The organism is Yersinia mollaretii ATCC 43969 (genome assembly GCF_013282725.1).
Taxonomy (GTDB): Bacteria; Pseudomonadota; Gammaproteobacteria; order Enterobacterales; family Enterobacteriaceae; genus Yersinia; species Yersinia mollaretii.
Genome location: NZ_CP054043.1, coordinates 3,605,612 through 3,626,608 on the forward strand (window position 1 = coordinate 3,605,612; position 20,997 = coordinate 3,626,608).

Consider the following 20,997-nt stretch of genomic DNA (forward strand, 5'->3'; position numbering starts at 1 on the left):
GCCCTCCGGCAGGGATGGATATCACGCAGCCGGTCAGTTCTACAACTGGCGGAAACGGCTCTCAACCACGAATGTCTCGGAGGTGACATAGCGCTCCACTTGGCGTAAGCGCTGCTCTCCGGCACTCAACTCATACTCCAACTGATCCAGCAACTGGCGAGGCGTGGCTTCGCGGTGTTCACTAAAACTGGCAGCGGGCGCAGGTTCCAGCATAAATGTCAGCACGATATAGGCCGCGATGGTGAACACGAACAGGCCAAAAAATAGGGATAACACCACCATCACCCGAATCAATCGCACCGGAATATCAAAATAGTGCGCCAGACCCGCACACACCCCTTTGATCATGCCCTCTTCCGGCACTCGGTACAGTTTTTTGCTGCGTAACCCATTATTTTTAAACGTATCGCCCATTATGACTGCCTCCAGTTCGGGTGTTGCGCATCAAGGATCTCTTCCAGTGTCTGGATTCGTTCACGCATCCGGCGAGCATCATCCGTCAACTGTGACAGGCGCTGCATATCCTGCTGACTGAGTTGAGCGCCGCTTTGCTGGCGATTGCTGTAGTGCAGCCATAACCAAATCGGTGCCACAAACAGCACAAAAATTGTCAGCGGTATGGCGAGAAATAGGACACTCATTGATTCCCCTTAATTATCTTTGATCGCGGATGTCCGCATTTTCATTATGGCAGGCCATCTCTCCCGATGGCCTGTTCAGCGTCTTATCGTAGCGACAAATTACTCAGCTGAATTCATTTTCGCTTTCAATGCGGCCAACTGGTGACTGATTTCATCATCGACTTTCAGTTCAGCAAATTGCTGATCCAGCGACTTTTGTTTGCCAACGCCCACCGTTTCAGCTTCGGCTTCCATGTGGTCAATGCGGCGTTCAAACTGCTCAAAACGAGCCATCGCCTCATCCAGTTTGCCGCTGTCGAGCTGACGGCGAACATCACGGGATGATGCCGCCGCCTGATGACGCAGAGTCAGCGCTTGCTGTCTGGCGCGGGTTTCGGTCAGCTTACTCTCCAGCTCGGTGATCTCATGTTTCATGCGGCTCAGTGTTTCGTCCACCGTGGCGACTTCGCGTGTCAGCGTGTCAATCAGCGCGGCGACTTTTTGCTTCTCAATCAGCGCGGCACGGGCCAAATCTTCCTTATCTTTACGCAGCGCCAACTCCGCTTTGTCCTGCCACTCCTGCTGCTGACTTTCGCTGTGATCAATGCGGCGTAGCAACTGCTTTTTCTCTGCTAATGCGCGAGCAGAGGTTGAGCGAATTTCAACCAGCGTGTCTTCCATCTCCTGAATCATCAGGCGGACTAACTTCTGCGGGTCTTCCGCTTTATCCAGCAATGTATTGATGTTAGCGTTCACGATATCGGCAAAGCGCGAAAAAATACCCATAATGACTATCCTCTTTGACTTGTTGGCTCTCTGATCTAATGGCGCTTGGCAACATCCTTAGCACCCCTCAGAGAAATATTCATTCACCTAGACAATATCAAGAGTCGTGCCAACTTTTAAAAAAGTATAATCATCTGAAAAATAACAATAAAATTTTTTTTGCCTATTTTGAGATAAAATGTAGAGTGATTATATTAACCAACTATTGGCGAATTTCATCATGAGTGAGCAACTAGAAAACCTATTGGGCGAAGCCAACTCTTTTGTTGAAGTGCTGGAACAAGTGTCCGGGCTGGCAAAACTGAATAAACCCGTATTGGTGATTGGCGAGCGCGGAACCGGCAAAGAGCTGATTGCCCATCGCCTCCACTATTTATCCCACCGCTGGCAGGGTCCGTTCATCTCCCTGAACTGCGCGGCGCTCAATGAAAATCTGCTCGATTCTGAACTGTTTGGTCATGAGGCCGGTGCCTTTACCGGTGCACAAAAACGCCATCTGGGCCGCTTTGAGCGGGCCGACGGGGGAACCCTGTTTTTAGATGAGCTAGCCACCGCGCCGATGCTGGTGCAGGAGAAGTTATTGCGGGTGATTGAGTATGGTCATCTGGAGCGCGTCGGCGGGAGCCAGCCGTTGCAAGTGGATGTGCGGCTGGTGTGTGCCACCAATGATAATTTACCCGCGTTAGCCGCTGCCGGTAAATTCCGCGCCGACCTGCTGGACCGGCTGGCCTTTGATGTGGTGCAACTGCCGCCGCTGCGCGAGCGCCAGCAAGATATCATGCTGTTGGCTGAACACTTTGCCATCCAGATGTGCCGAGAGCTGGGTTTACCGCTTTTCTCCGGCTTTACCCCCATGGCGAAAGCCCAATTACTGGCCTATCACTGGCCGGGCAATGTGCGCGAATTGAAGAATGTGGTTGAGCGCTCAGTGTATCGCCATGGGAATAGCATTCAGCCGCTGGATAATATCATTATCAACCCCTTCGCTGCCCGACAGAACAGTAAAAATGGTCTTGCCGAGACTCCTGATTCCGAGGTTGGTACGGATGCACACTCCACCCTCCCTACGCTCCCCATCGACCTCAAACAGTGGCTGCATAATAGCGAGCAGCAGATGTTAAAACAGGCATTGGAACAAGCTCGATTTAACCAGCGCAAGGCGGCGAGTTTACTGGGGCTAACTTATCATCAGTTACGCGGTATGCTAAAAAAACATGCGCTTTTGGTGGGAGAGTGAGTCCCGATGAGCTTACATCAGTAAGTGATTCGGGTAAGCGAGTGCAGCTAACGCCGCTGCAGCTTCAAGGGCGAAGGGTAAAAAAAGGGCCAGCACCCGAGCCGGCCTAAACACTGGAAGCAATGTGAGCAATGTCGTGCTTTCCTATCAAAAGCCTGAAACTGCTGGCTTTATCCCGAAGAGCAAACTAATGATAATGGTTATCAATAGCAGTTGCAAACAGTTTGTTGAGAATTTTTCTCATTACCATACTGATTATGATGGAATTATCATCAATTGCTGCAACAAACAGCAGACGACGCAGTTGTTTTGCTCAATGGATTGGGGGCGATGCCAGATTACGGTACACTGAGTCTATTGCTTACTTACTGCGAAGCGTTTATGCGTGCTTTACTCATTTGGATGTTGTCGCTGGCCTGCTTTGCGACCCCCCCACTGGCGCAGTCTGCTCCGACTGCCCAGTCTGAACAACCGCTGCCAGATATCCGCCAGCGCGGATTTGTCTATTGCGTCAGCGGGATACTGAATACCTTTAACCCACAGATGGCCAGTAGCGGATTAACCATCGACACATTGGCGGCACAACTTTATGACCGCCTGCTGGATGTTGACCCTTATACTTATCGGTTGATCCCTGAGTTAGCCGAAAGCTGGCAAGTGCTGGATAATGGGGCCACCTACCGTTTTCATTTACGTAAAGATGTGCCATTCCAAACCACCGATTGGTTTACCCCCACGCGGATGATGAATGCCGATGATGTGATATTCAGCTTCCAGCGGGTATTTGATGCGCAGCACCCTTATCATGGCGTGAATGGCGGCGAGTATCCCTATTTCGACAGTTTGCAATTTGCCGATGCCGTGCAGAGTGTCAAAAAGCTGGATGACTACACCGTTGAATTTAAACTGAAAGCTCCCGATGCCTCCTTCCTCTGGCATTTGGCGACTCACTATGCTCCCGTGCTCTCTGCCGAATACGCCGATGTGCTGACCCAAAAAGGCCGCCAAGAACAGATTGACCGCGAACCTGTGGGAACCGGCCCCTTCCTGTTAAACGAATATCGGTCTGGGCAATATATCCGTCTGTTCCGTAACAGTGACTACTGGAAAGGCTTACCGCGTATGCCGCAGGTGGTGATTGATCTGGGTGCTGGTGGCACAGGCCGTCTATCCAAATTACTGACCGGTGAATGTGATGTGCTGGCCTATCCCGCTGCCAGCCAATTATCCATTCTACGCGATGACCCTCGCCTGCGCCTGACACTGCGCCCTGGAATGAATGTCGCCTATCTGGCGTTTAATACCCGTAAGCCGCCGCTGAATGATCAACGAGTGCGACAGGCCATTGCTTTATCGATTAACAACCAACGATTGATGCAATCAATTTATTACGGCACGGCAGAAACCGCCGCCTCTATTTTACCTCGTGCATCATGGGCTTATGACAATCAGGCGCAGGTGACCGAATATAATCCGGAAAAAGCCAAAGCGATCCTCAAAGATCTCGGGCTGACGAAATTGCAGCTCAATTTGTGGGTACCAACGGCGTCGCAATCCTATAATCCCAGCCCGTTAAAGACCGCAGAGCTGATTCAAGCGGATCTGGCGCAAGTGGGCATTACCGTCAATATCGTGCCGGTCGAAGGGCGTTTTCAGGAAGCCCGCTTGATGGAGATGAACCACGATCTAACCCTTTCTGGCTGGTCAACCGACAGTAATGACCCAGACAGTTTCTTCCGCCCGCTGTTAAGCTGCGCGGCAATTCGTTCGCAAACAAACTATGCTCACTGGTGTGACCCTGAGTTTGATGAGTTGCTGCAAAAAGCATTGCGCTCTCAGCAGTTGTCGTCGCGCATTGAATATTATCAGCAGGCTCAGCGTATTCTGGAGCAGCAACTGCCGCTGCTGCCGTTAGCCTCATCACTGCGACTACAGGCATACCGTTACGATATTAAAGGTTTGGTGTTAAGCCCGTTTGGCAATTCCTCTTTTGCCGGCGTATTCCGCGAGAGCGATGAGGGCAAAAAACCATGATTATCTTCACGTTACGGCGACTACTACTGTTGGTGATCACCCTATTTATGTTGTCACTGGTCAGTTTTAGCCTGAGCTATTTCACCCCTCATGCGCCGCTAAACGGTGTGGCGCTGCTGGATGCCTATCGTTTCTATTTCAGCAGCCTGCTTCAGTGGGATTTCGGTGTCTCCAGCATTAACGGCCAGCCCATCAGCGAGCAGCTACGTGAAGCCTTCCCAGCCACCATGGAGCTATGTGTTCTGGCCTTCTCATTGGCACTGTTTATTGGTATTCCACTGGGGATTATTGCTGGTGTGATGCGCGGTAAATGGGCCGACATCGCCATCAGCACTGTCGCATTGGTCGGTTTCTCGATTCCGGTCTTCTGGCTGGCACTGCTGCTGATGCTGTTCTTTTCGCTGCATTTGGGTTGGTTGCCAGTCTCGGGCCGCTATGATCTTCTGTATCAGGTGAAACCCGTCACCGGGCTGGCCTTGGTGGATGCTTGGCTCTCGCCCTCACCCTATCGCGAAGAGATGATGCTCAGCGCGATTCAGCATATGATCCTGCCGATCACCGCACTGGCCGTCGCCCCAACCACCGAGGTGATTCGCCTGATGCGCACCAGCACCGATGAGGTTATCGGCCAGAACTACATTAAAGCGGCGGCAACACGGGGTTTATCACGCTTCACCATTATCCGCCGCCATGTGCTGCATAATGCCTTGCCGCCGATCATTCCGAAATTGGGGTTGCAGTTCTCTACCATGCTGACGCTGGCAATGATCACCGAGGTGGTCTTTAACTGGCCGGGGCTGGGCCGTTGGCTGATTAATGCCATTCGTCAACAAGATTACGCCGCGATATCCGCTGGCGTGATGGTCGTCGGTTCGTTGGTCATCGTCATTAACGTCCTGTCAGATATTATCGGCGCAATGATGACGCCGCTAAAGCATAAGGAGTGGTATGCCCTTCGATAATGTCTACCGCGAAAAGAAAATGCCCAGCCCATTGCTCTATACTTGGCGGCTTTTCTATGGGGATGCCTTGGCGATGGTGGGGTTCTACGGCGTGCTGGCCTTGCTGTTGCTCTGTCTGCTGGGCAGCACAATTGCCCCCTATGCGCTCGACCAACAGTTTCTCGGCTACCAACTGCTTCCGCCCTCTTGGTCACGCTATGGCAATGTTTCATTCTTCCTTGGCACGGACGATCTGGGCCGCGATATCTTAAGTCGCTTATTAGCTGGTACCGCCTCAACTTATGGCTCCGCGCTGCTGGTGACCGTCGCGGCGGCGCTATGTGGCGTGGTGCTCGGTGTCTTTGCGGGTATCACCCACGGTTTTCGTTCAGCCATTCTTAATCATGTGCTGGATACTTTGCTCTCCATTCCGTCGCTGCTGTTGGCGATTATTGTGGTCGCCTTTGTTGGCCCCAGTTTAGAACATGCCATGTTCGCGGTCTGGCTGGCCCTATTGCCGCGAATGGTTCGCACCATTTATAGCGCTGTGCATGATGAGTTGGATAAAGAGTATGTGATCGCCGCCCGTCTGGATGGTGCCTCGACTCCCCATATTCTGGCTTATGCCATCTTCCCCAATATTGCCGCGGTGTTGGTCACTGAGTTCACCCGTGCACTGTCGATGGCCATTTTGGATATTGCGGCACTGGGTTTTCTGGATTTAGGGGCGCAACTGCCCTCACCAGAGTGGGGGGCGATGCTCGGGGACTCTCTGGATTTAGTCTATGTCGCTCCTTGGACGGTGATGCTACCGGGTGCCGCTATTCTGATTAGCGTGCTGCTGGTGAATCTGTTAGGTGATGGTATGCGTCGTGCAATTAATGCAGGGGTGGAATAATGCCGTTACTTGATATTCGTAACCTCACCATTGAATTTATGACCGCCGAAGGGATGGTTAAAGCGGTTGACCGCATCAGTATGACCCTGACCGAGGGTGAAGTACGTGGCTTGGTGGGTGAGTCTGGTTCAGGTAAGAGCCTGATTGCCAAGGCGATCTGTGGTGTCAGCAAAGATAACTGGCGCATCACGGCTGACCGTTTTCGCTTTGATGATATCGACCTGCTGCAACTCACCCCACGTCAGCGGCGTAAGGTGATCGGCCATAATATTTCGATGATTTTCCAAGAGCCGCAATCCTGTCTGGACCCCTCAGAAAACATGGGTCAACAGCTGATTCAAGCCATCCCAGGCTGGACCTACAAAGGCCGTTGGTGGCAGCGTTTTCATTGGCGCAAACGGCGGGCCATAGAGTTGCTGCACCGTGTGGGGATCAAAGACCATAAAGATATTATGCGCAGCTACCCCTATGAGCTGACCGAGGGCGAGTGCCAAAAAGTGATGATTGCTATCGCGCTAGCTAACCAGCCACGGTTGCTGATTGCCGATGAGCCAACCAATGCGATGGAACCCACTACACAGGCGCAGATTTTCCGTCTACTGGCGCGGTTAAATCAGAATAACAACACCACGATATTGCTGATCAGCCATGATTTACAAATGATGAGTAAGTGGGCGAATCGGGTTAACGTGCTCTATTGCGGTCAAACGGTGGAGAGTGCCGAGTGTGAAGATCTGCTGGCAACCCCCCACCACCCTTATACTCAGGCGCTGATCCGCTCGATGCCCGATTTTGGTCGTTCACTGCCCCATAAAAGCCGCCTGAATACGTTACCGGGAGCTATTCCGTCGCTGGAACATTTGCCTATCGGTTGCCGCCTCGGGCCGCGCTGCCCCTATGCGCAGAAAACCTGCATTGAAACGCCGCGTTTGCGATTGGTGAAAAGTCACGCCTTTGCCTGCCACTTCCCCTTAAATCTGGAGGAGCAATAATGGCCGAGACCCTGCTCGAAGTCCGTAACCTGAGTAAAACCTTCCGCTATCGCACCGGACTATTTCGTCGGCAACATGTCGAGGCGGTGAAATCCGTCAGTTTTACCTTGCGTGAAGGCCAGACACTGGCGGTCATCGGTGAAAATGGATCCGGTAAATCCACCTTGGCGAAAATGCTGTCAGGTATGATTGAACCCACAGCCGGTGAGCTGCTGATTGACGAGCACCCGTTGGTCTATGGTGACTATGGTTACCGCAGTCAGCGCATCCGCATGATTTTTCAAGACCCTAGCACCTCACTGAACCCACGTCAGCGCGTCGGGCAACTGCTGGATGCGCCGCTGAAACTGAATACCAATTTAGATGCTGCCGCTCGCGAGCAGCGCATCTATCAGACTCTACGACAAGTGGGGCTACTACCTGATCACGCTAACTATTACCCTCATATGTTGGCATCAGGTCAGAAGCAGCGTATTGCTCTGGCGCGGGCGCTGATTCTGCAACCCAAAGTGATTGTTGCCGATGAGGCGCTGGCGGCGCTGGATATGTCCATGCGCTCACAGATTATCAACCTGATGCTGGAACTACAGGAAAAGCACGGCATATCCTATATCTATGTCACCCAGCACTTGGGCATGATGAAACATATTAGTGATCAGGTGATTGTGATGCATGAGGGCGAAGTGGTGGAGCGCGGTAGCACCGCAGAAGTGCTGGCATCCCCGCTGCATGACCTGACTAAGCGCCTAATCTCCAGCCATTTTGGTGAAGCATTAACTGCTGATGCTTGGCGGCGGGATGTCGGTCATTTTTAGCGCATGAATGAGGCTGCTGACCCCCGCGAGTCACCGAGCGGCAGCCTTCCTCCCTTAGCCAGTTATTGACTAACGTAACAACATTTTTGTTATATATAATAATATGTTATTACTTTTAGTTATGGATTATGGTTTAACATTATTTTATCTCGCCAACTCAATCAGCAATGATATCCACTGTGTTCATTCCATAAAATAACAGGATATCTTGCCGATGTTGATACCGACCCCTTTGCTCTGCTCCCGGTCCGATACCGCCCTTGCCGCCCCCCATTCACTGCTGATATCTCCACGGGCGATGCTTACCCCACATCTATCCTTAACCCTGACGCGTTGCTGTCCCTAACGGAGGTCATTATGGTGCAATTTCGACAACAGGATAATGCCCATTGGTATCATGAAACTCAGCGTAGCGGCAGTCTGGAGATCATGGCGGCGCAGGTGAGTGATGCAAGTGACAGCGTCACCAGAAAAGAGAGCCACCACCCGCACAATAGTGAGAGCGTTGCTGAACAAGGTCTTTTTCTGCTGGGGTTAGACGACGGAATTCCCGCCGCCCTCGCGCAAAATTTGCAGCACCACGCCACAGTGTTATCGGCTTCAGATGCTTTGTATCAGGTGCTCTTCCCGCCAATCGTTGATCTAAACCGCAACAATCGCTTTTCACTGTATGACCGCTTAAGCAGTGCATTGACCGTCGCACAGGTGACAGGAGTTCAACGACTTTGCAGCCACTATGCTGCGCGCCTCACGCCACTCTCCAGCCCCGATGCCTCGCGGGAGAGTAATATGCGGCTGACTCAGATCACCCAATATGCTCGCCAGCTCGCCAGTCAACCGACATTGATCGACAGACATGCATTACAGCAGTTGTCAGAGGTTGGGCTAAGTGAAGCGGATATCATTGTTTTATCGCAGATTATTGGTTTTGTTGGCTATCAAGCCAGAGTGGTGGCCGGGCTTTCAGCATTGGCGGGCTATCCCACCGTCATGCTACCGGGCTTCCCACGGATGGAAGATGCCAGCGCAGATTTGATACCGGCGACAGTGCCGCAATGGCAAGGCTGGTTACCCTCATTGGCGACACTGGATAACATCGCCACTGAATCACCATCAGATGAAACCCAAGTCGCCTTGTATGATCTATTGGAACACGACCCGCAAAGTTTATCCGCCTATAAACGAGTGACTCAGCAGCAAGCACCACAACAAATCCCGGCGGATTGGCTCGCGCTAGTGGCGCTGGTGTCAGCCCGCATTAATGGCAGCATCTACTGTCAGGCCCATCATCAGCAGCAGTTAACCGCAGATTCATCAGCAGGTTACGCGCCGATAATCGATGTGATCGTCACCGGAGTTGATTCCGCACTGGCAACACTGCCAGTGCATCAGATGGCCCACCCACTTATTTTTCTCTCCGCCGAATTAACCCGCGCACCGGAACGATTTAGCCATCAATCTATTCGTCCGTTATTGGCGCTGGGGGTTAGTCATCATCAGTTGCTGAGTCTTATTATCACCGCCGCAACCGCAGGATGGACCAACCGTTTACGGCAAACATTGGGAGCAACCGTCTAAAGGCCATGCCTGACGATAGCATGGGTGATCGAATAAGCGAGTCAGCCAGCCACCTCTTGGCATACTATCTCGGGATATCTGTATGTGAGCTTATATTGATATCCCATATCCTTTCCTCATCAGCCCTCAATATCGGCTCTCAATCCGCCCCTTGTTTCGCCATCCCCCTTTTCAAGTAAAAAAAATGACACCACGCGCTAATCCTCAACTCTGCTTATCCCATAAGCGAGGCGCTTGGCTGATTAACATTTAATCAAGATTTGGATAATTTCAGATAATTACCTATATGCACAATAATGATTCAGTCATTCACATACTAATAACCATATGAACCATAAAATGGCTAAATAGCAGAATATACAACCAAATAAAATCAGCTCGGCTTTTAATCAAAACAAAAAATCGTAAAAACACCAAAACATAAACGTTAATACTGCATAACATTTGTAACATGGCGATATCGGGCTGAGAGAGTTATATGTAACAGAACATGTCAAAAGCCTTGTCTCGTTGACAAAGATAGTGAACATTAACCGCCGCTAAACATCTTATAACAACGCAAAAGGATGCCGGTTCACGCATTCACTTTTGTCCTTTCAGCCCTTTATGGCAGGAAGTAAAAAACAGAGGTCCCAGTGTCAACAGCAAACAACAGTCAACAACCACCTAATAGCGAACAACCCGAAAACATCAGTATGAATGCTTTCAAACAACCGAAAGCGTTTTACCTGATCTTCTCCATTGAGCTTTGGGAGCGCTTTGGTTATTACGGCCTGCAAGGGATCATGGCCGTTTATCTGGTAAAAATGCTCGGGATGAGCGAAGCCGACTCCATCACCTTGTTCTCCTCCTTCAGTGCGCTCGTCTATGGCTTCGTGGCAATTGGCGGCTGGTTAGGTGATAAAGTTCTCGGGGCAAAACGCGTCATCGTGCTCGGCGCACTGATTCTGGCGGTGGGTTATGCCATGATTGCCTACTCAGGACATGATATTTTCTGGGTTTATCTGGGCATGGCGACCATCGCGGTCGGTAATGGTTTATTCAAAGCGAACCCATCTTCCCTACTCTCAACCTGCTATAGCAAAAACGACCCGCGTTTGGACGGTGCATTTACCATGTACTATATGTCCATCAATATCGGCTCGTTCTTCTCTATGTTGGCAACCCCATGGTTAGCCGCTAAATATGGTTGGAGTGTGGCATTTTCACTGAGCGTGGTGGGGATGTTAATCACATTGGTGAACTTCTGGTTCTGCCGTAAGTGGGTGAAAAACCAAGGTTCTAAGCCGGACTTTGCTCCGTTACAGTTTAAAAAACTGCTGATGGTCTTGGTGGGTATTATTGCCCTCATCACCCTCTCCAACTGGTTGCTACATAACCAAATCATTGCTCGTTGGGCATTGGCGCTGATCTCGGTGGGGATTGTGTGTATCTTTGCCAAAGAGACCTTCTCTCTGCACGGCACTTCTCGCCGTCGAATGATTGTGGCGTTTCTGCTGATGCTGGAAGCGGTGGTGTTCTTCGTGCTCTACAGCCAGATGCCGACGTCGCTGAACTTCTTTGCTATCCATAACGTTGAGCACTCTATCTTCGGTATTGCTTTCGAGCCGGAACAGTATCAGGCACTAAATCCATTCTGGATCATGGTTGCTAGCCCGATTTTAGCTGCCGTCTATAACAAGATGGGCGACCGTCTGCCGATGCCACACAAGTTTGCTTTCGGCATGGTGCTCTGCTCCGCCGCCTTCTTGGTACTGCCATGGGGTGCCAGCATGGCGAATGAGCACGGTATTATGTCAGTCAATTGGTTGATCCTGAGCTATGCGCTGCAAAGTGTTGGTGAACTGATGATCTCCGGCTTAGGTCTGGCGATGGTGGCACAGTTGGTGCCTCAGCGTCTGATGGGCTTTATCATGGGTTCATGGTTCCTGACCACTGCCGCTGCGGCGCTGATCGCCGGCAAAGTGGCCGCATTGACCGCTGTGCCAAGTGATATCACTGATGCCCATGCATCACTGGCAATCTATAGCCATGTGTTTATGCAGATTGGTATCGTCACCGCCATCATCGCGGTTTTGATGATGCTGACGGCACCAAAACTGTATCGCATGACATTAGCACCGACAGACGACAGTCAAAAAGCAACACCGGCTAACGCAGTCTAATGAGCGAGCTGACTCAACACGCACTCTCGGGCGCGTATTGAGTCAGCCACTCAATCTCAATTAGCCGACCAGACCGCCAACTGATAACCATCGGGATCAGTAAAGTGGAAACGGCGGCCCCCTGGGAAAGCAAAAATGGACAGTACGATAGTCGCCCCAGCCTCTTCCAAACGTTTTTGTGTCTGCTCAAGATTATCTGCATACAGAATCACCAGCGGCCCGCCATTGGGCTGAACTTCACTTAAGGTCGTGAAGCCCCCCGTCAACCGACCATCGGTAAACTCACAATATCCCGGCCCATAGTCGGTAAAACGCCAATTGAAAACCTTGCCATAAAAATCCTTCGAACGGGCAATGTCACTCACAGCAAATTCTATGTTATCGATCCGACAATCATTTCCTTGAGTCCCCATCACGTGCTCCTATTTGTTTTTTGACTTATTTATATTAAACATAAGTTGAGGCGATAAGCATCACCTACCCAATCAATGCCACTGCCGCCGCCCTATTTGTGCTCAAAAAACAGACTATACTGAGATCAGGCCGCACTGTATTCACTGCATCCTCATGGTAGATGAGGATGAAAAATGTCTGTTATTGGCGACCCATAGCGGACAAGGAGGTGATTTATGATCAACCATGTTTGGGGGCTTCTGACCCACCCCAGTCAGGAATTGCAGCAAATCAAACACGAAGGTGAAACTGTTCAGCACCTGTACGCGCATCACCTCTTGCTGATGGCCGCCATTCCGGTGGTTTGCGCGTTTATTGGTACTACGCAGGTAGGCTGGAGCTTTGGTGAGGGTCAGGTCATAAAGCTGACGCCCTTTACCGCCCTCTATTCCGCCGTTATTTTCTATGCACTCATTCTGGCCGCCGTCGCCTTGATGGGCCGCGTCATTTACTGGATGGCTCGCCGCTATGAGAGCCGCCCAAGTTGGCAAAGTTGTACCCTGTTCGCCGGGTATACTGCCACCCCGATGTTTTTAGCCGGGGTTGTCGCCCTCTACCCGGTTATCTGGTTGTGCTTATTCGTCGGGATTGTTGCCCTCTGCTATGCCGGTTACCTGATGTACCTAGGGATACCGACCTTCCTGAATATTGATCGCCGAGAGGGGTTTATCTTCTCCGGTTCGACCTTCGCCATCGGTGTACTGGTATTAGAATTACTGCTGGGCCTGACTGTCCTGCTGTGGGGATACGGTTCGCGATTGTTGTGACATCCCCCCTTTCTGCTGCCACCGCTCGCTGTGTGTTTTGCGGGGAGCGGTGCCTTAGAAGAGGGAACAGGCGTTTATTTGCCCCATTTGCTGTGATTATCGAGTTTTACGGCTTCTAACAGGCTTTTATCGTGATTAATGTCGCCCAGATCGCAATCTCTTACATCCCCACGCAGGATAAGGTTGTACACTGAGTAGGAATGATGCAAATAAGGCGAAAAAAATGAAAAAGCTGACATTAAAAGAAATGACCGAAATTGAGCAACGTGATGTCAAAACGCAACTCGACAGAGCCAGAATAAATCTAGGAAGAGCATTAACCAATTCAGAACAGAATAAAGTCAAAGACGAAGCCATAGAAAAAATCATGAACGCCCGAGAACAAATCGCCAAGTTAACTCGCGTAGAAAGAAAAACCAAAAAAACCGCACCTAGCACCACCACCTTTAGCTGGTCCGCATCGATCAGCACACGTCCACCACGGTAATACATTTCCACTGCCGGAATATCACTGGCAGGGATAACCTACAGCGGGGAATTCTCACCGCTGTAGGGCCAGAATTCACGTCTTGTACCACGACTTATTTCTCAGACAGTGTTCTATACCCTAAATAATTCGAGTTGTAGGAAGGCAGCCAACGCACATGCAGCTTGAAGTATGACGGGCATATTCCCTCACAATTATCTTACGCCACTAGCTGCATTTTTTTCTCGCCTGCCTTAGGATAAGTAAGCTCGTTTCTTTTAGTGCTCTATTAAGGAGTTTGTGATGAAATTGTTCTATAAACCCGGTGCCTGCTCTTTGTCTCCGCATATTGTATTACGCGAAGCGGGATTAGATTTCAGTATTGAAAGCGTCGATTTGGCGGCCAAAATCACTGAGACGGGTCAAGACTATTTAAGCATCAACCCAAAAGGACAAGTCCCCGCGCTGGTGCTGGATGACGGTAGCCTGCTGACCGAAGGGGTTGCTATCGTGCAATATCTGGCGGATAAAGTGCCTGATCGCCATCTAATTGCCCCTGCTGGCACCCTCTCCCGCTATCATGCCATTGAGTGGTTAAATTTCGTTGCGACTGAACTGCATAAAGGCTTCAGTCCCTTGTTTAACCCGAAAACACCGGAAGAGTATAAAGTGATCGCCCGCGAGCGGCTGGATAAACAATTCAGTTACGTGGACAGCGTGTTAGCGCATCATGATTATCTGCTAGGCAAAAAATTCAGTGTGGCCGATGCCTATTTGTTTACCGTGACCCGCTGGGCCAATGCACTGAATATTGAGATCAAACAGCGTAGCCATTTGGATAAATATATGGCTCGCGTTGCTGAGCGCCCAGCCGTAAAAGCGGCGCTGGCCGCAGAAGATATCAAGAAATAAGAAATTGATTGGTTGATTGGTTGAACAATTGATGTGAGTGCCCCGCATTTCAGCGGGGCACTCTAGAGCACGTAAGTCATAACACAGAAGTCGATTACAACTTAACGGCGTTAAATTGGCAGGTAGGATGAACAATCTCATCTTGCGCCGCAACCACTTGAAGCTCGTACTCCCCCATAGCTTGGGTTTTCAGCATCACTTCATAAACCGCCGCAGTCACATGCTCCAATGCTTTATCCAGTGCTTCGCCTTTCAGCAGATTCACCAGTAACAGACCACTGGTTAAATCACCCACGCCGACCGGTTGGCGCGAACCGAAGTCTACCAATGGACGACTGATGTGCCATGCCTCTTCCGCCGTCACCAATAGCATCTCAAAGCAGTCAGCGTGATACCCCGCGCGGCTCAAGTGCTTCACTAACACCACTTTTGGCCCTTTGGCACAAAGGTCGCGGGCGACATTGACCGCTTGTTCGACACTCTCAACCCGCACACCACTGAGTTGCTCCAGCTCAAGCAAGTTAGGCGCAATAATGTCACTGGCAGGCAGCGCTTCTTTGCAGAAGAACTCAGCAACACCGGGGGCCACGATACAGCCTTTTTCAGGATGCCCCATGACCGGATCACAAAAATACCACGCCGCAGGATTGGCTTGTTTTACCCGCGCAACCGCCGCTAGAATGTGCCCACCCTGCTCTGGTGAGCCGATATAGCCGCTCAATACCGCATCACAATCTTTCAGCCGACCAATATCGGCAATGCCTTGGACTATTTCTGTCAGGTGACTGGCCGGCATGACACAACCGGTCCAGTGACCATATTGCGTGTGATTTGAAAACTGGACGGTATTCAGCGGCCAAACATTAACCCCCATCCGGCGCATCGGAAATTCAGCGGCACTATTGCCAGCATGGCCAAAAACAACATGTGACTGAATCGAAAGTATATTTTTCATTGGTACGGCCTAAAAGTGAGCGACGAAAAACGTTAGCAACTAAACATAAGCAAAAAAATAAGGGACATTTCTGCCCCTTATCTTATTTTATTCTTATAACCAGCTAATCAGGCAATAATGTTTTTTGCCACGGCGCAGTAAGGTGTAGCGCCCAAACAGGCGGTCAGCATCGGTAAAAACATATTCCGGGTCGGCCTGTTTTTCGCCATTGATCGCCACTGCATTAGAGTTAATCATGGTGCGCGCCTGACCACGAGAAGGGACCAGTTCAGCATTCACCAGTGCTTGCTGTAAATCAGCATCACGGGTCAGCTCAATGGTTGGCATCCCATCTTGTGCTAACTGGGCAAAGTCAGCTTCCGTCATTTCATTCAAATCACCGGAGAACAAGCTGTCAGTAATACGTTTTGCCGCCGCCAGACCTTCAGCGCCATGCACCATCCCAGTGACATTTTCTGCCAACACATACTGCGCACGCGGGGCTTTGCCGCTGTTTTTGTCCTCTTCTTCCAGCGCGTTAATCTCTTCCAGACTCATAAAAGTGAAGAACTTCAGGAAGCGGTAAACATCAGCGTCGGCGGTATTGATCCAGAATTGGTAGAATTTGTAAGGGCTGGTTTTCTTCGGATCAAGCCACACTGCGCCGCCTTCGGTTTTACCGAATTTAGTACCATCAGCTTTGGTGATCAATGGCACGGTCAGGCCGTAAACCTGCTGCTGGTGGAGGCGGCGGGTTAAATCGATGCCAGAGGTGATGTTGCCCCACTGGTCAGAACCGCCGATTTGCAATGCCACGCCGTGGGCTTTGTTCAGGCAAGCAAAGTCATACGCCTGCAACAAGTTGTAGGAGAATTCAGTAAACGAAATGCCGCTATCATCACGATTCAGCCGCTGCTTAACCGCTTCTTTATTGATCATCTGATTAACAGAGAAGTGCTTGCCGATATCACGCAGGAAAGTCAGCACATTCATGCCGCCAAACCAGTCGTAGTTGTTGGCCGCAATGGCGCTGTTTTCACCGCAATCAAAATCGAGGAATGGCGAAACCTGACGGCGGATTTTCTCAACCCACTCGTTGACGGTATCTTCCGTGTTCAGTTTGCGTTCGCTGGCTTTGAAGCTTGGATCACCAATCATGCCGGTGGCCCCGCCAACCAGTGCCACGGGGCGATGCCCTGCCAATTGGAAACGCTTCAAGCATAACAACGGAACCAGATGACCCAAATGCAAGCTGTCTGCGGTAGGATCAAAACCGCAATACAGTGAAATTGGCCCTTGCGCCAGTCTCTCTGCTAACGCGTCTTCATCCGTCACCTGGGCAACGAGGCCCCGCTCTTGCAATTGTTTAATCAGGTTGCTGCTGGTCATCAATGACTCCATTGTCTTTTACAAAAAAATGTCTTTTACGATATAAAGAGAATTTATACCCAAAGAACTTGGAGTTGCAGGTAGGCAGCAAGCGAACTCATCCCGATGAGCTTACTTATATAATGATAACTACAAGTAAGTGATTCGGGTGAGTGAGAGCAGCGAACACCCCTGCGGCTTCAAGTACGAAGGGTATAGAATAAAGCGCCCGCCGCACGAGCGCTAGGCTTAACCACAATTATTTCATCGTTCTCAAGGGGCTAAACGGTCAATTTTCCATCCTTCAGCTTCCCGTTGATAGATAAAACGGTCATGCAGACGATGTTCGCCGCCTTGCCAAAACTCAACAGAGTCGAACTTAACGCGGAACCCGCCCCAGAAACTGGGTAATGGCACCTCACCTTGCTGGAATTTCTGCTTTAATTCGAGGAACTTACTTTCCAGCACGCCACGGGCAGAGATACGAGAGGATTGCTGAGAGACCCAAGCGCCAATCTGGCTATCTTTTGGGCGGGAATTAAAATATTTGAGCACTTCAAGGGTAGATAGCCGCTCAGCTTTACCGAGGAAAATGACTTGCCTGTCCAGCATGTGCCAAGGGAATAGCAAGCTAATATGCGGATTTTCAGCCAGTTGCTGCGCTTTGCGGCTGCCTAAATTGGTGTAGAACACCATGCCCTGCTCATCATAATGCTTCAGCAAGACAATGCGCTGATAGGGTTGACCATTGGCATCCACCGTCGCCACACACATGGCGGTGGGATCGGGTAATCGAGCCTCACACGCCTGTTTGAGCCAGCGCTCAAACAGATCCAATGGCTGTTCAGTTAAGTCACTGCGGCGCAGTCCGCCGCGAATATATTCACGGCGTAAATCTGCAACATCAAAATTGTCAGTCATATAAGCTCTGTATCACGCAGGAAAGCAGTGATGATTATTCTGCCCTTGCGGCACCAGAATCACAATAACCCTGCGCAGTAACGGCCTGAATACTTGATCAAAGCAATGACTCTCTCAAAACAACGCGTTTTATCGAAACCATTATTTGATCAGCAAGCAGTCATTAATGATGATTTTGTCATCGCGCTCAATAAAGGCACTATTCCCTTTTGACCAAAAGGTGTAGTGACCATCACTGTATTTAGCACCAGAAGCCGCGCGCACTTGTGGCAAGGTGAGCTGTTCACCATCCAAAATCAGACTGACTTTATCGTATTGGTTATCTTGCTTGACCGTTAGTTGGGTTGTCCCGCACTGGTAGTGTAAGGTTTCATTTTTCGGTTGCACCAAGCTGCATCCTGCCAGCATCAATACTGCGGTTGCGGATGTCACAGCAAATATATATTTCATGATATCGCTCTCGTTGATTGGCTAAGCTGCCATGTTCAATGGAAGGTTAGCACCCTCATCGTAACGATACAGGATAGATTGCTCCTAAAATGGTCTCACAACTGGCTCCCGTGACCGAGGGTAAATTGCCTGATTTGCCGGATAATGTTCGGAATGCGAGCCAGGCAAAAGCCAGCGCCTCCATATCATCACCACTAACACCAAAGTCATCCGTGACACAGACTTCAGTCCCCGGCAGTAAAGCTGACATGCGCGACATCACCAATGGATTCCGCGCCCCGCCCCCACAGACCAACAGTCGCTCACAGCCACCCGCCAGTTGGACCTGCTCGGCAATGGAGACGGCGGTTAATTCAGCCAATGTGGCCTGTACATCTTCTGGTTTGACGCCCGGCACTTTCGCCAACTCTCTGTCCAGCCATCCAGCGTTGAAATATTCTCGCCCGGTACTTTTTGGCGCGGGTTTGGCAAAGTAAGGGTCACTAAACATCAGCTCAAGCAGCGGTTGATTCACCTGCCCCGACAGTGCCCATGTGGCATCTTTATCGTAAGCTAAGCTACGGTTGCGCCAAATCCAACTGTCCATCAGCATATTTCCCGGTCCAGTATCAAACCCTCGCACTGGCAAATCCGGCAGCAACATAGATAAATTGGCGATGCCGCCAATATTCAAGATCATGCGCCGCTCGGTGGCATGAGCTAATAATGCATGATGGAACGCAGGGACCAACGGCGCACCCTGCCCGCCATAAGCCATATCCCGGCGGCGGAAATCCCCCACAGTGGCAATTTGCGTCATCGCCGCAATGCGGTTGTTATCCCCCAATTGCATGGTAAAGGCGGGTTCCCCCTGCGGCTCATGCCACACCGTTTGTCCGTGGCAACCAATCGCGGTGATGTCCTGCGCGGTGAGACCTTCATTGTTCAATAGGGCCAACACCGCCTCAGCGAATAAAATCCCCAGTTGGGCATCAAGCTTACCCACGGCGGACAAGGTGACCGATTGGCCCTGACACATGCCGAGTATATCTTTCTTCAACTGCTGCGGCATCGGGTGGCTGTAGCTGGCCTGTTGAGCCACCATGCGCTCATCAATGGCGGCCAGCACAACATCGATCCCATCCAGACTGGTGCCTGACATCACTCCAATAAAACGGCCTGATTTCATAACAATGACCCTTATTCCCATTGAGGAACAAAATAGCGATAAGACTTTTCTCAAGCCAAATCAGAATAATAAAATTAACGTCATGAAAAGATATACTTTTTCAAGTGTATACCGCCATAGGGGCATGTCTTAAAGAATGCTTTTGATTTGCAGGAAAGGTCACATAAAAGTCACTACTGCTAACACTTTCATTTAAGGCAGTGATATTTCTTACTTTAAGAAAGTTAAACCACCGTTTAATATTGGTTGAAGCATGAAGCGATAAGCTGCGAATCCACCAAAGGTAGTCGAAATATTCAGCAAGTGACCAGAAACAAGTAAGTAGTGAAATAAATATATGAGTAAGCCATACTTTACACAAAGACTGGGCCGTCAATGGACTGGATTTAGGTATCCCCGGCATACTAAACCGTAAAACGGTTATGCATTTTTAATAGGAGTTTTTATGATCAAGCCATTAATCGCCGTTGCTATTGCTGCGGTTACGTTGACCGGTTGTGCTAATAACAACACGCTGTCTGGAGATGTCTTTAGCGCATCACAGGCTAAGCAAGTCCAAACCGTGACTTACGGCACACTGGTTTCTGTGCGCCCCGTGACCATTCAAGGTGGCGATGATAACAACATCGTGGGCGCTATTGGTGGTGCTGTATTGGGTGGTTTCCTCGGAAATACTGTGGGTGGTGGTACAGGTCGTAGCCTGGCAACCGCAGCGGGTGCTGTCGCAGGTGGTATGGCAGGGCAAGGTGTTCAGGGTGCAATAAACCGCACTGATGGCGTACAGCTTGAAGTTCGTAAAGATGATGGTACAACCATTCTGGTTGTTCAGAAGCAAGGCCCAACCCGCTTTAGCGTCGGTCAGCGCGTCATGCTCGCCAGCAGCGGTAGCACGGTAACCGTTAGCCCACGTTAATGGCCTATTTGGCATTAATGTTACGTACAAAAGTCAGGGTTCATTACGAACCCTGACTTATTCTTACTGTGATACTTTTCTTTCTGCTGTGAATAAGAGTCTAAAACTTTATAATTTACTTGCTTTGTAATTGAATAATATTTCTCTCGAGCTTATCAATCAGACCAGATAACAATTCAATCTCATCCGTTGAAATTCCACCGAGAATTTCTTTGCGGGTGGAACATATCACTCCATCAACCTGCTCTATTATCGGTGAAGACTGTTCCGTCAGTTTTATCCTCTTAGCACGACGATCGTTTGCACAGATATGCCGTGTAATTAAACCTTTCTCCTCCAGTTGATCTAAGGTTCTAACCAGTGATGGTTGTTCGATACCAATCGCCTTCGCCAATTGAATCTGTGACTGCTCAGGTGGTAAACGATTAATATTATGCAAGGTAACCCAATGTGTTTGGGTCAGTTCCAACGGCTTTAGCCGATGGTCGATAAGTGCGCGCCAAACGCGAACTAATCGTGCTAAATCAGATCCTAATGTCGATTCCAATTGCCCCTCCTTTTATTTAGCGTGCTAGCATA

Annotated in this window: 22 protein-coding genes; 12 read left to right on the top strand and 10 right to left on the bottom strand. The window is 50.2% G+C overall.

What is annotated here, in order from left to right; genetic code table 11:
- Nucleotides 1-39 precede the first annotated feature (39 nt).
- The 3 genes from pspC to pspA all read right to left on the bottom strand — a co-directional run bounded on the left by pspC (nucleotide 40) and on the right by pspA (nucleotide 1,406).
- Nucleotides 40-414, bottom strand: coding sequence for an envelope stress response membrane protein PspC (gene pspC, locus HRD69_RS16065; RefSeq protein WP_004874282.1), 375 nt, complete (start codon nucleotides 412-414; stop codon nucleotides 40-42).
- Complete coding sequence (gene pspB, locus HRD69_RS16070; RefSeq protein WP_032813577.1) at nucleotides 414-641, bottom strand: envelope stress response membrane protein PspB; 228 nt, start codon at nucleotides 639-641, stop codon at nucleotides 414-416. The genes pspC and pspB overlap by 1 nt, the downstream gene beginning before the upstream one ends.
- 99 nt (nucleotides 642-740) lie before the next feature.
- Entirely contained in the window at nucleotides 741-1,406 is a 666-nt protein-coding gene (gene pspA / locus HRD69_RS16075) for a phage shock protein PspA (RefSeq protein ID WP_004874281.1), read from the bottom strand.
- Between the two features lie 220 nt (nucleotides 1,407-1,626).
- On the opposite strand from pspA, the gene pspF reads away from it, so the two are divergent.
- From pspF to dtpA, 8 genes are all read left to right on the top strand, one after another.
- The gene (gene pspF / locus HRD69_RS16080; RefSeq protein ID WP_004874280.1) at nucleotides 1,627-2,643 is read left to right on the top strand and encodes a phage shock protein operon transcriptional activator; all 1,017 of its coding nucleotides are present in this window, start codon (nucleotides 1,627-1,629) and stop codon (nucleotides 2,641-2,643) included.
- A gap of 381 nt (nucleotides 2,644-3,024) precedes the next feature.
- A complete protein-coding gene (gene sapA / locus HRD69_RS16085) occupies nucleotides 3,025-4,677 on the top strand; it encodes an ABC transporter substrate-binding protein SapA (protein ID WP_032813604.1) in 1,653 nt (550 codons plus the stop codon).
- Nucleotides 4,674-5,639 (top strand): putrescine export ABC transporter permease SapB, encoded by a 966-nt coding sequence (sapB, locus tag HRD69_RS16090; protein WP_032813575.1) that lies wholly within the window; start codon nucleotides 4,674-4,676, stop codon nucleotides 5,637-5,639. The genes sapA and sapB overlap by 4 nt, the downstream gene beginning before the upstream one ends.
- Nucleotides 5,626-6,516, top strand: a complete 891-nt coding sequence (sapC, locus tag HRD69_RS16095; protein ID WP_032813574.1) for a putrescine export ABC transporter permease SapC — start codon at nucleotides 5,626-5,628, stop codon at nucleotides 6,514-6,516. The genes sapB and sapC overlap by 14 nt, the downstream gene beginning before the upstream one ends.
- Nucleotides 6,516-7,508 (top strand): putrescine export ABC transporter ATP-binding protein SapD, encoded by a 993-nt coding sequence (gene sapD, locus HRD69_RS16100; RefSeq protein ID WP_004874277.1) that lies wholly within the window; start codon nucleotides 6,516-6,518, stop codon nucleotides 7,506-7,508. Before sapC ends, sapD begins: the two co-directional genes overlap by 1 nt.
- Nucleotides 7,508-8,323 carry a putrescine export ABC transporter ATP-binding protein SapF gene (sapF, locus tag HRD69_RS16105; protein WP_032813573.1) on the top strand — a complete coding sequence of 272 codons (816 nt, stop codon included), beginning with the start codon at nucleotides 7,508-7,510 and terminating at the stop codon, nucleotides 8,321-8,323. Before sapD ends, sapF begins: the two co-directional genes overlap by 1 nt.
- A gap of 357 nt (nucleotides 8,324-8,680) precedes the next feature.
- Nucleotides 8,681-9,901 (top strand): carboxymuconolactone decarboxylase family protein, encoded by a 1,221-nt coding sequence (locus HRD69_RS16110; protein WP_004874276.1) that lies wholly within the window; start codon nucleotides 8,681-8,683, stop codon nucleotides 9,899-9,901.
- A gap of 635 nt (nucleotides 9,902-10,536) precedes the next feature.
- The gene (dtpA, locus tag HRD69_RS16115; protein ID WP_032813571.1) at nucleotides 10,537-12,066 is read left to right on the top strand and encodes a dipeptide/tripeptide permease DtpA; all 1,530 of its coding nucleotides are present in this window, start codon (nucleotides 10,537-10,539) and stop codon (nucleotides 12,064-12,066) included.
- A gap of 56 nt (nucleotides 12,067-12,122) precedes the next feature.
- Here dtpA and HRD69_RS16120 read toward each other — a convergent pair whose 3' ends face one another.
- Nucleotides 12,123-12,479, bottom strand: coding sequence for a VOC family protein (locus tag HRD69_RS16120; protein ID WP_032813569.1), 357 nt, complete (start codon nucleotides 12,477-12,479; stop codon nucleotides 12,123-12,125).
- A 216-nt stretch (nucleotides 12,480-12,695) separates the two neighbouring features.
- On the opposite strand from HRD69_RS16120, the gene HRD69_RS16125 reads away from it, so the two are divergent.
- The 3 genes from HRD69_RS16125 (at nucleotide 12,696) to gstA (ending at nucleotide 14,664) form a co-directional block, all read left to right on the top strand.
- A complete protein-coding gene (locus tag HRD69_RS16125) occupies nucleotides 12,696-13,286 on the top strand; it encodes a Yip1 family protein (RefSeq protein ID WP_004874272.1) in 591 nt (196 codons plus the stop codon).
- A 223-nt stretch (nucleotides 13,287-13,509) separates the two neighbouring features.
- Nucleotides 13,510-13,773 (top strand): YjbD family protein, encoded by a 264-nt coding sequence (locus tag HRD69_RS16130; protein ID WP_004874270.1) that lies wholly within the window; start codon nucleotides 13,510-13,512, stop codon nucleotides 13,771-13,773.
- Nucleotides 13,774-14,055: 282 nt separating this feature from the next.
- Nucleotides 14,056-14,664 (top strand): glutathione transferase GstA, encoded by a 609-nt coding sequence (gene gstA / locus HRD69_RS16135; protein WP_004874269.1) that lies wholly within the window; start codon nucleotides 14,056-14,058, stop codon nucleotides 14,662-14,664.
- A 94-nt stretch (nucleotides 14,665-14,758) separates the two neighbouring features.
- On the opposite strand, the gene pdxY is transcribed toward gstA, so the two are convergent.
- The 5 genes from pdxY to anmK form a co-directional block, all read right to left on the bottom strand.
- The gene (pdxY, locus tag HRD69_RS16140; protein WP_004874268.1) at nucleotides 14,759-15,619 is read right to left on the bottom strand and encodes a pyridoxal kinase PdxY; all 861 of its coding nucleotides are present in this window, start codon (nucleotides 15,617-15,619) and stop codon (nucleotides 14,759-14,761) included.
- A gap of 93 nt (nucleotides 15,620-15,712) precedes the next feature.
- Complete coding sequence (gene tyrS, locus HRD69_RS16145) at nucleotides 15,713-16,987, bottom strand: tyrosine--tRNA ligase (protein WP_032813567.1); 1,275 nt, start codon at nucleotides 16,985-16,987, stop codon at nucleotides 15,713-15,715.
- 252 nt (nucleotides 16,988-17,239) lie between these two features.
- On the bottom strand, nucleotides 17,240-17,887 hold the full coding sequence (gene pdxH, locus HRD69_RS16150; RefSeq protein WP_004874266.1) for a pyridoxamine 5'-phosphate oxidase: 648 nt from the start codon (nucleotides 17,885-17,887) through the stop codon (nucleotides 17,240-17,242).
- Between the two features lie 141 nt (nucleotides 17,888-18,028).
- Nucleotides 18,029-18,337 (bottom strand): MliC family protein, encoded by a 309-nt coding sequence (locus HRD69_RS16155; protein WP_004874265.1) that lies wholly within the window; start codon nucleotides 18,335-18,337, stop codon nucleotides 18,029-18,031.
- 55 nt (nucleotides 18,338-18,392) lie between these two features.
- Nucleotides 18,393-19,505, bottom strand: coding sequence for an anhydro-N-acetylmuramic acid kinase (gene anmK, locus HRD69_RS16160; RefSeq protein ID WP_004874264.1), 1,113 nt, complete (start codon nucleotides 19,503-19,505; stop codon nucleotides 18,393-18,395).
- A 445-nt stretch (nucleotides 19,506-19,950) separates the two neighbouring features.
- On the opposite strand from anmK, the gene HRD69_RS16165 reads away from it, so the two are divergent.
- The gene (locus HRD69_RS16165; RefSeq protein ID WP_004874263.1) at nucleotides 19,951-20,418 is read left to right on the top strand and encodes an outer membrane lipoprotein; all 468 of its coding nucleotides are present in this window, start codon (nucleotides 19,951-19,953) and stop codon (nucleotides 20,416-20,418) included.
- Between the two features lie 115 nt (nucleotides 20,419-20,533).
- Here HRD69_RS16165 and rovA read toward each other — a convergent pair whose 3' ends face one another.
- A complete protein-coding gene (gene rovA, locus HRD69_RS16170) occupies nucleotides 20,534-20,965 on the bottom strand; it encodes a virulence master transcriptional regulator RovA (protein WP_005270385.1) in 432 nt (143 codons plus the stop codon).
- Between the last annotated feature and the right edge of the window lie 32 nt (nucleotides 20,966-20,997).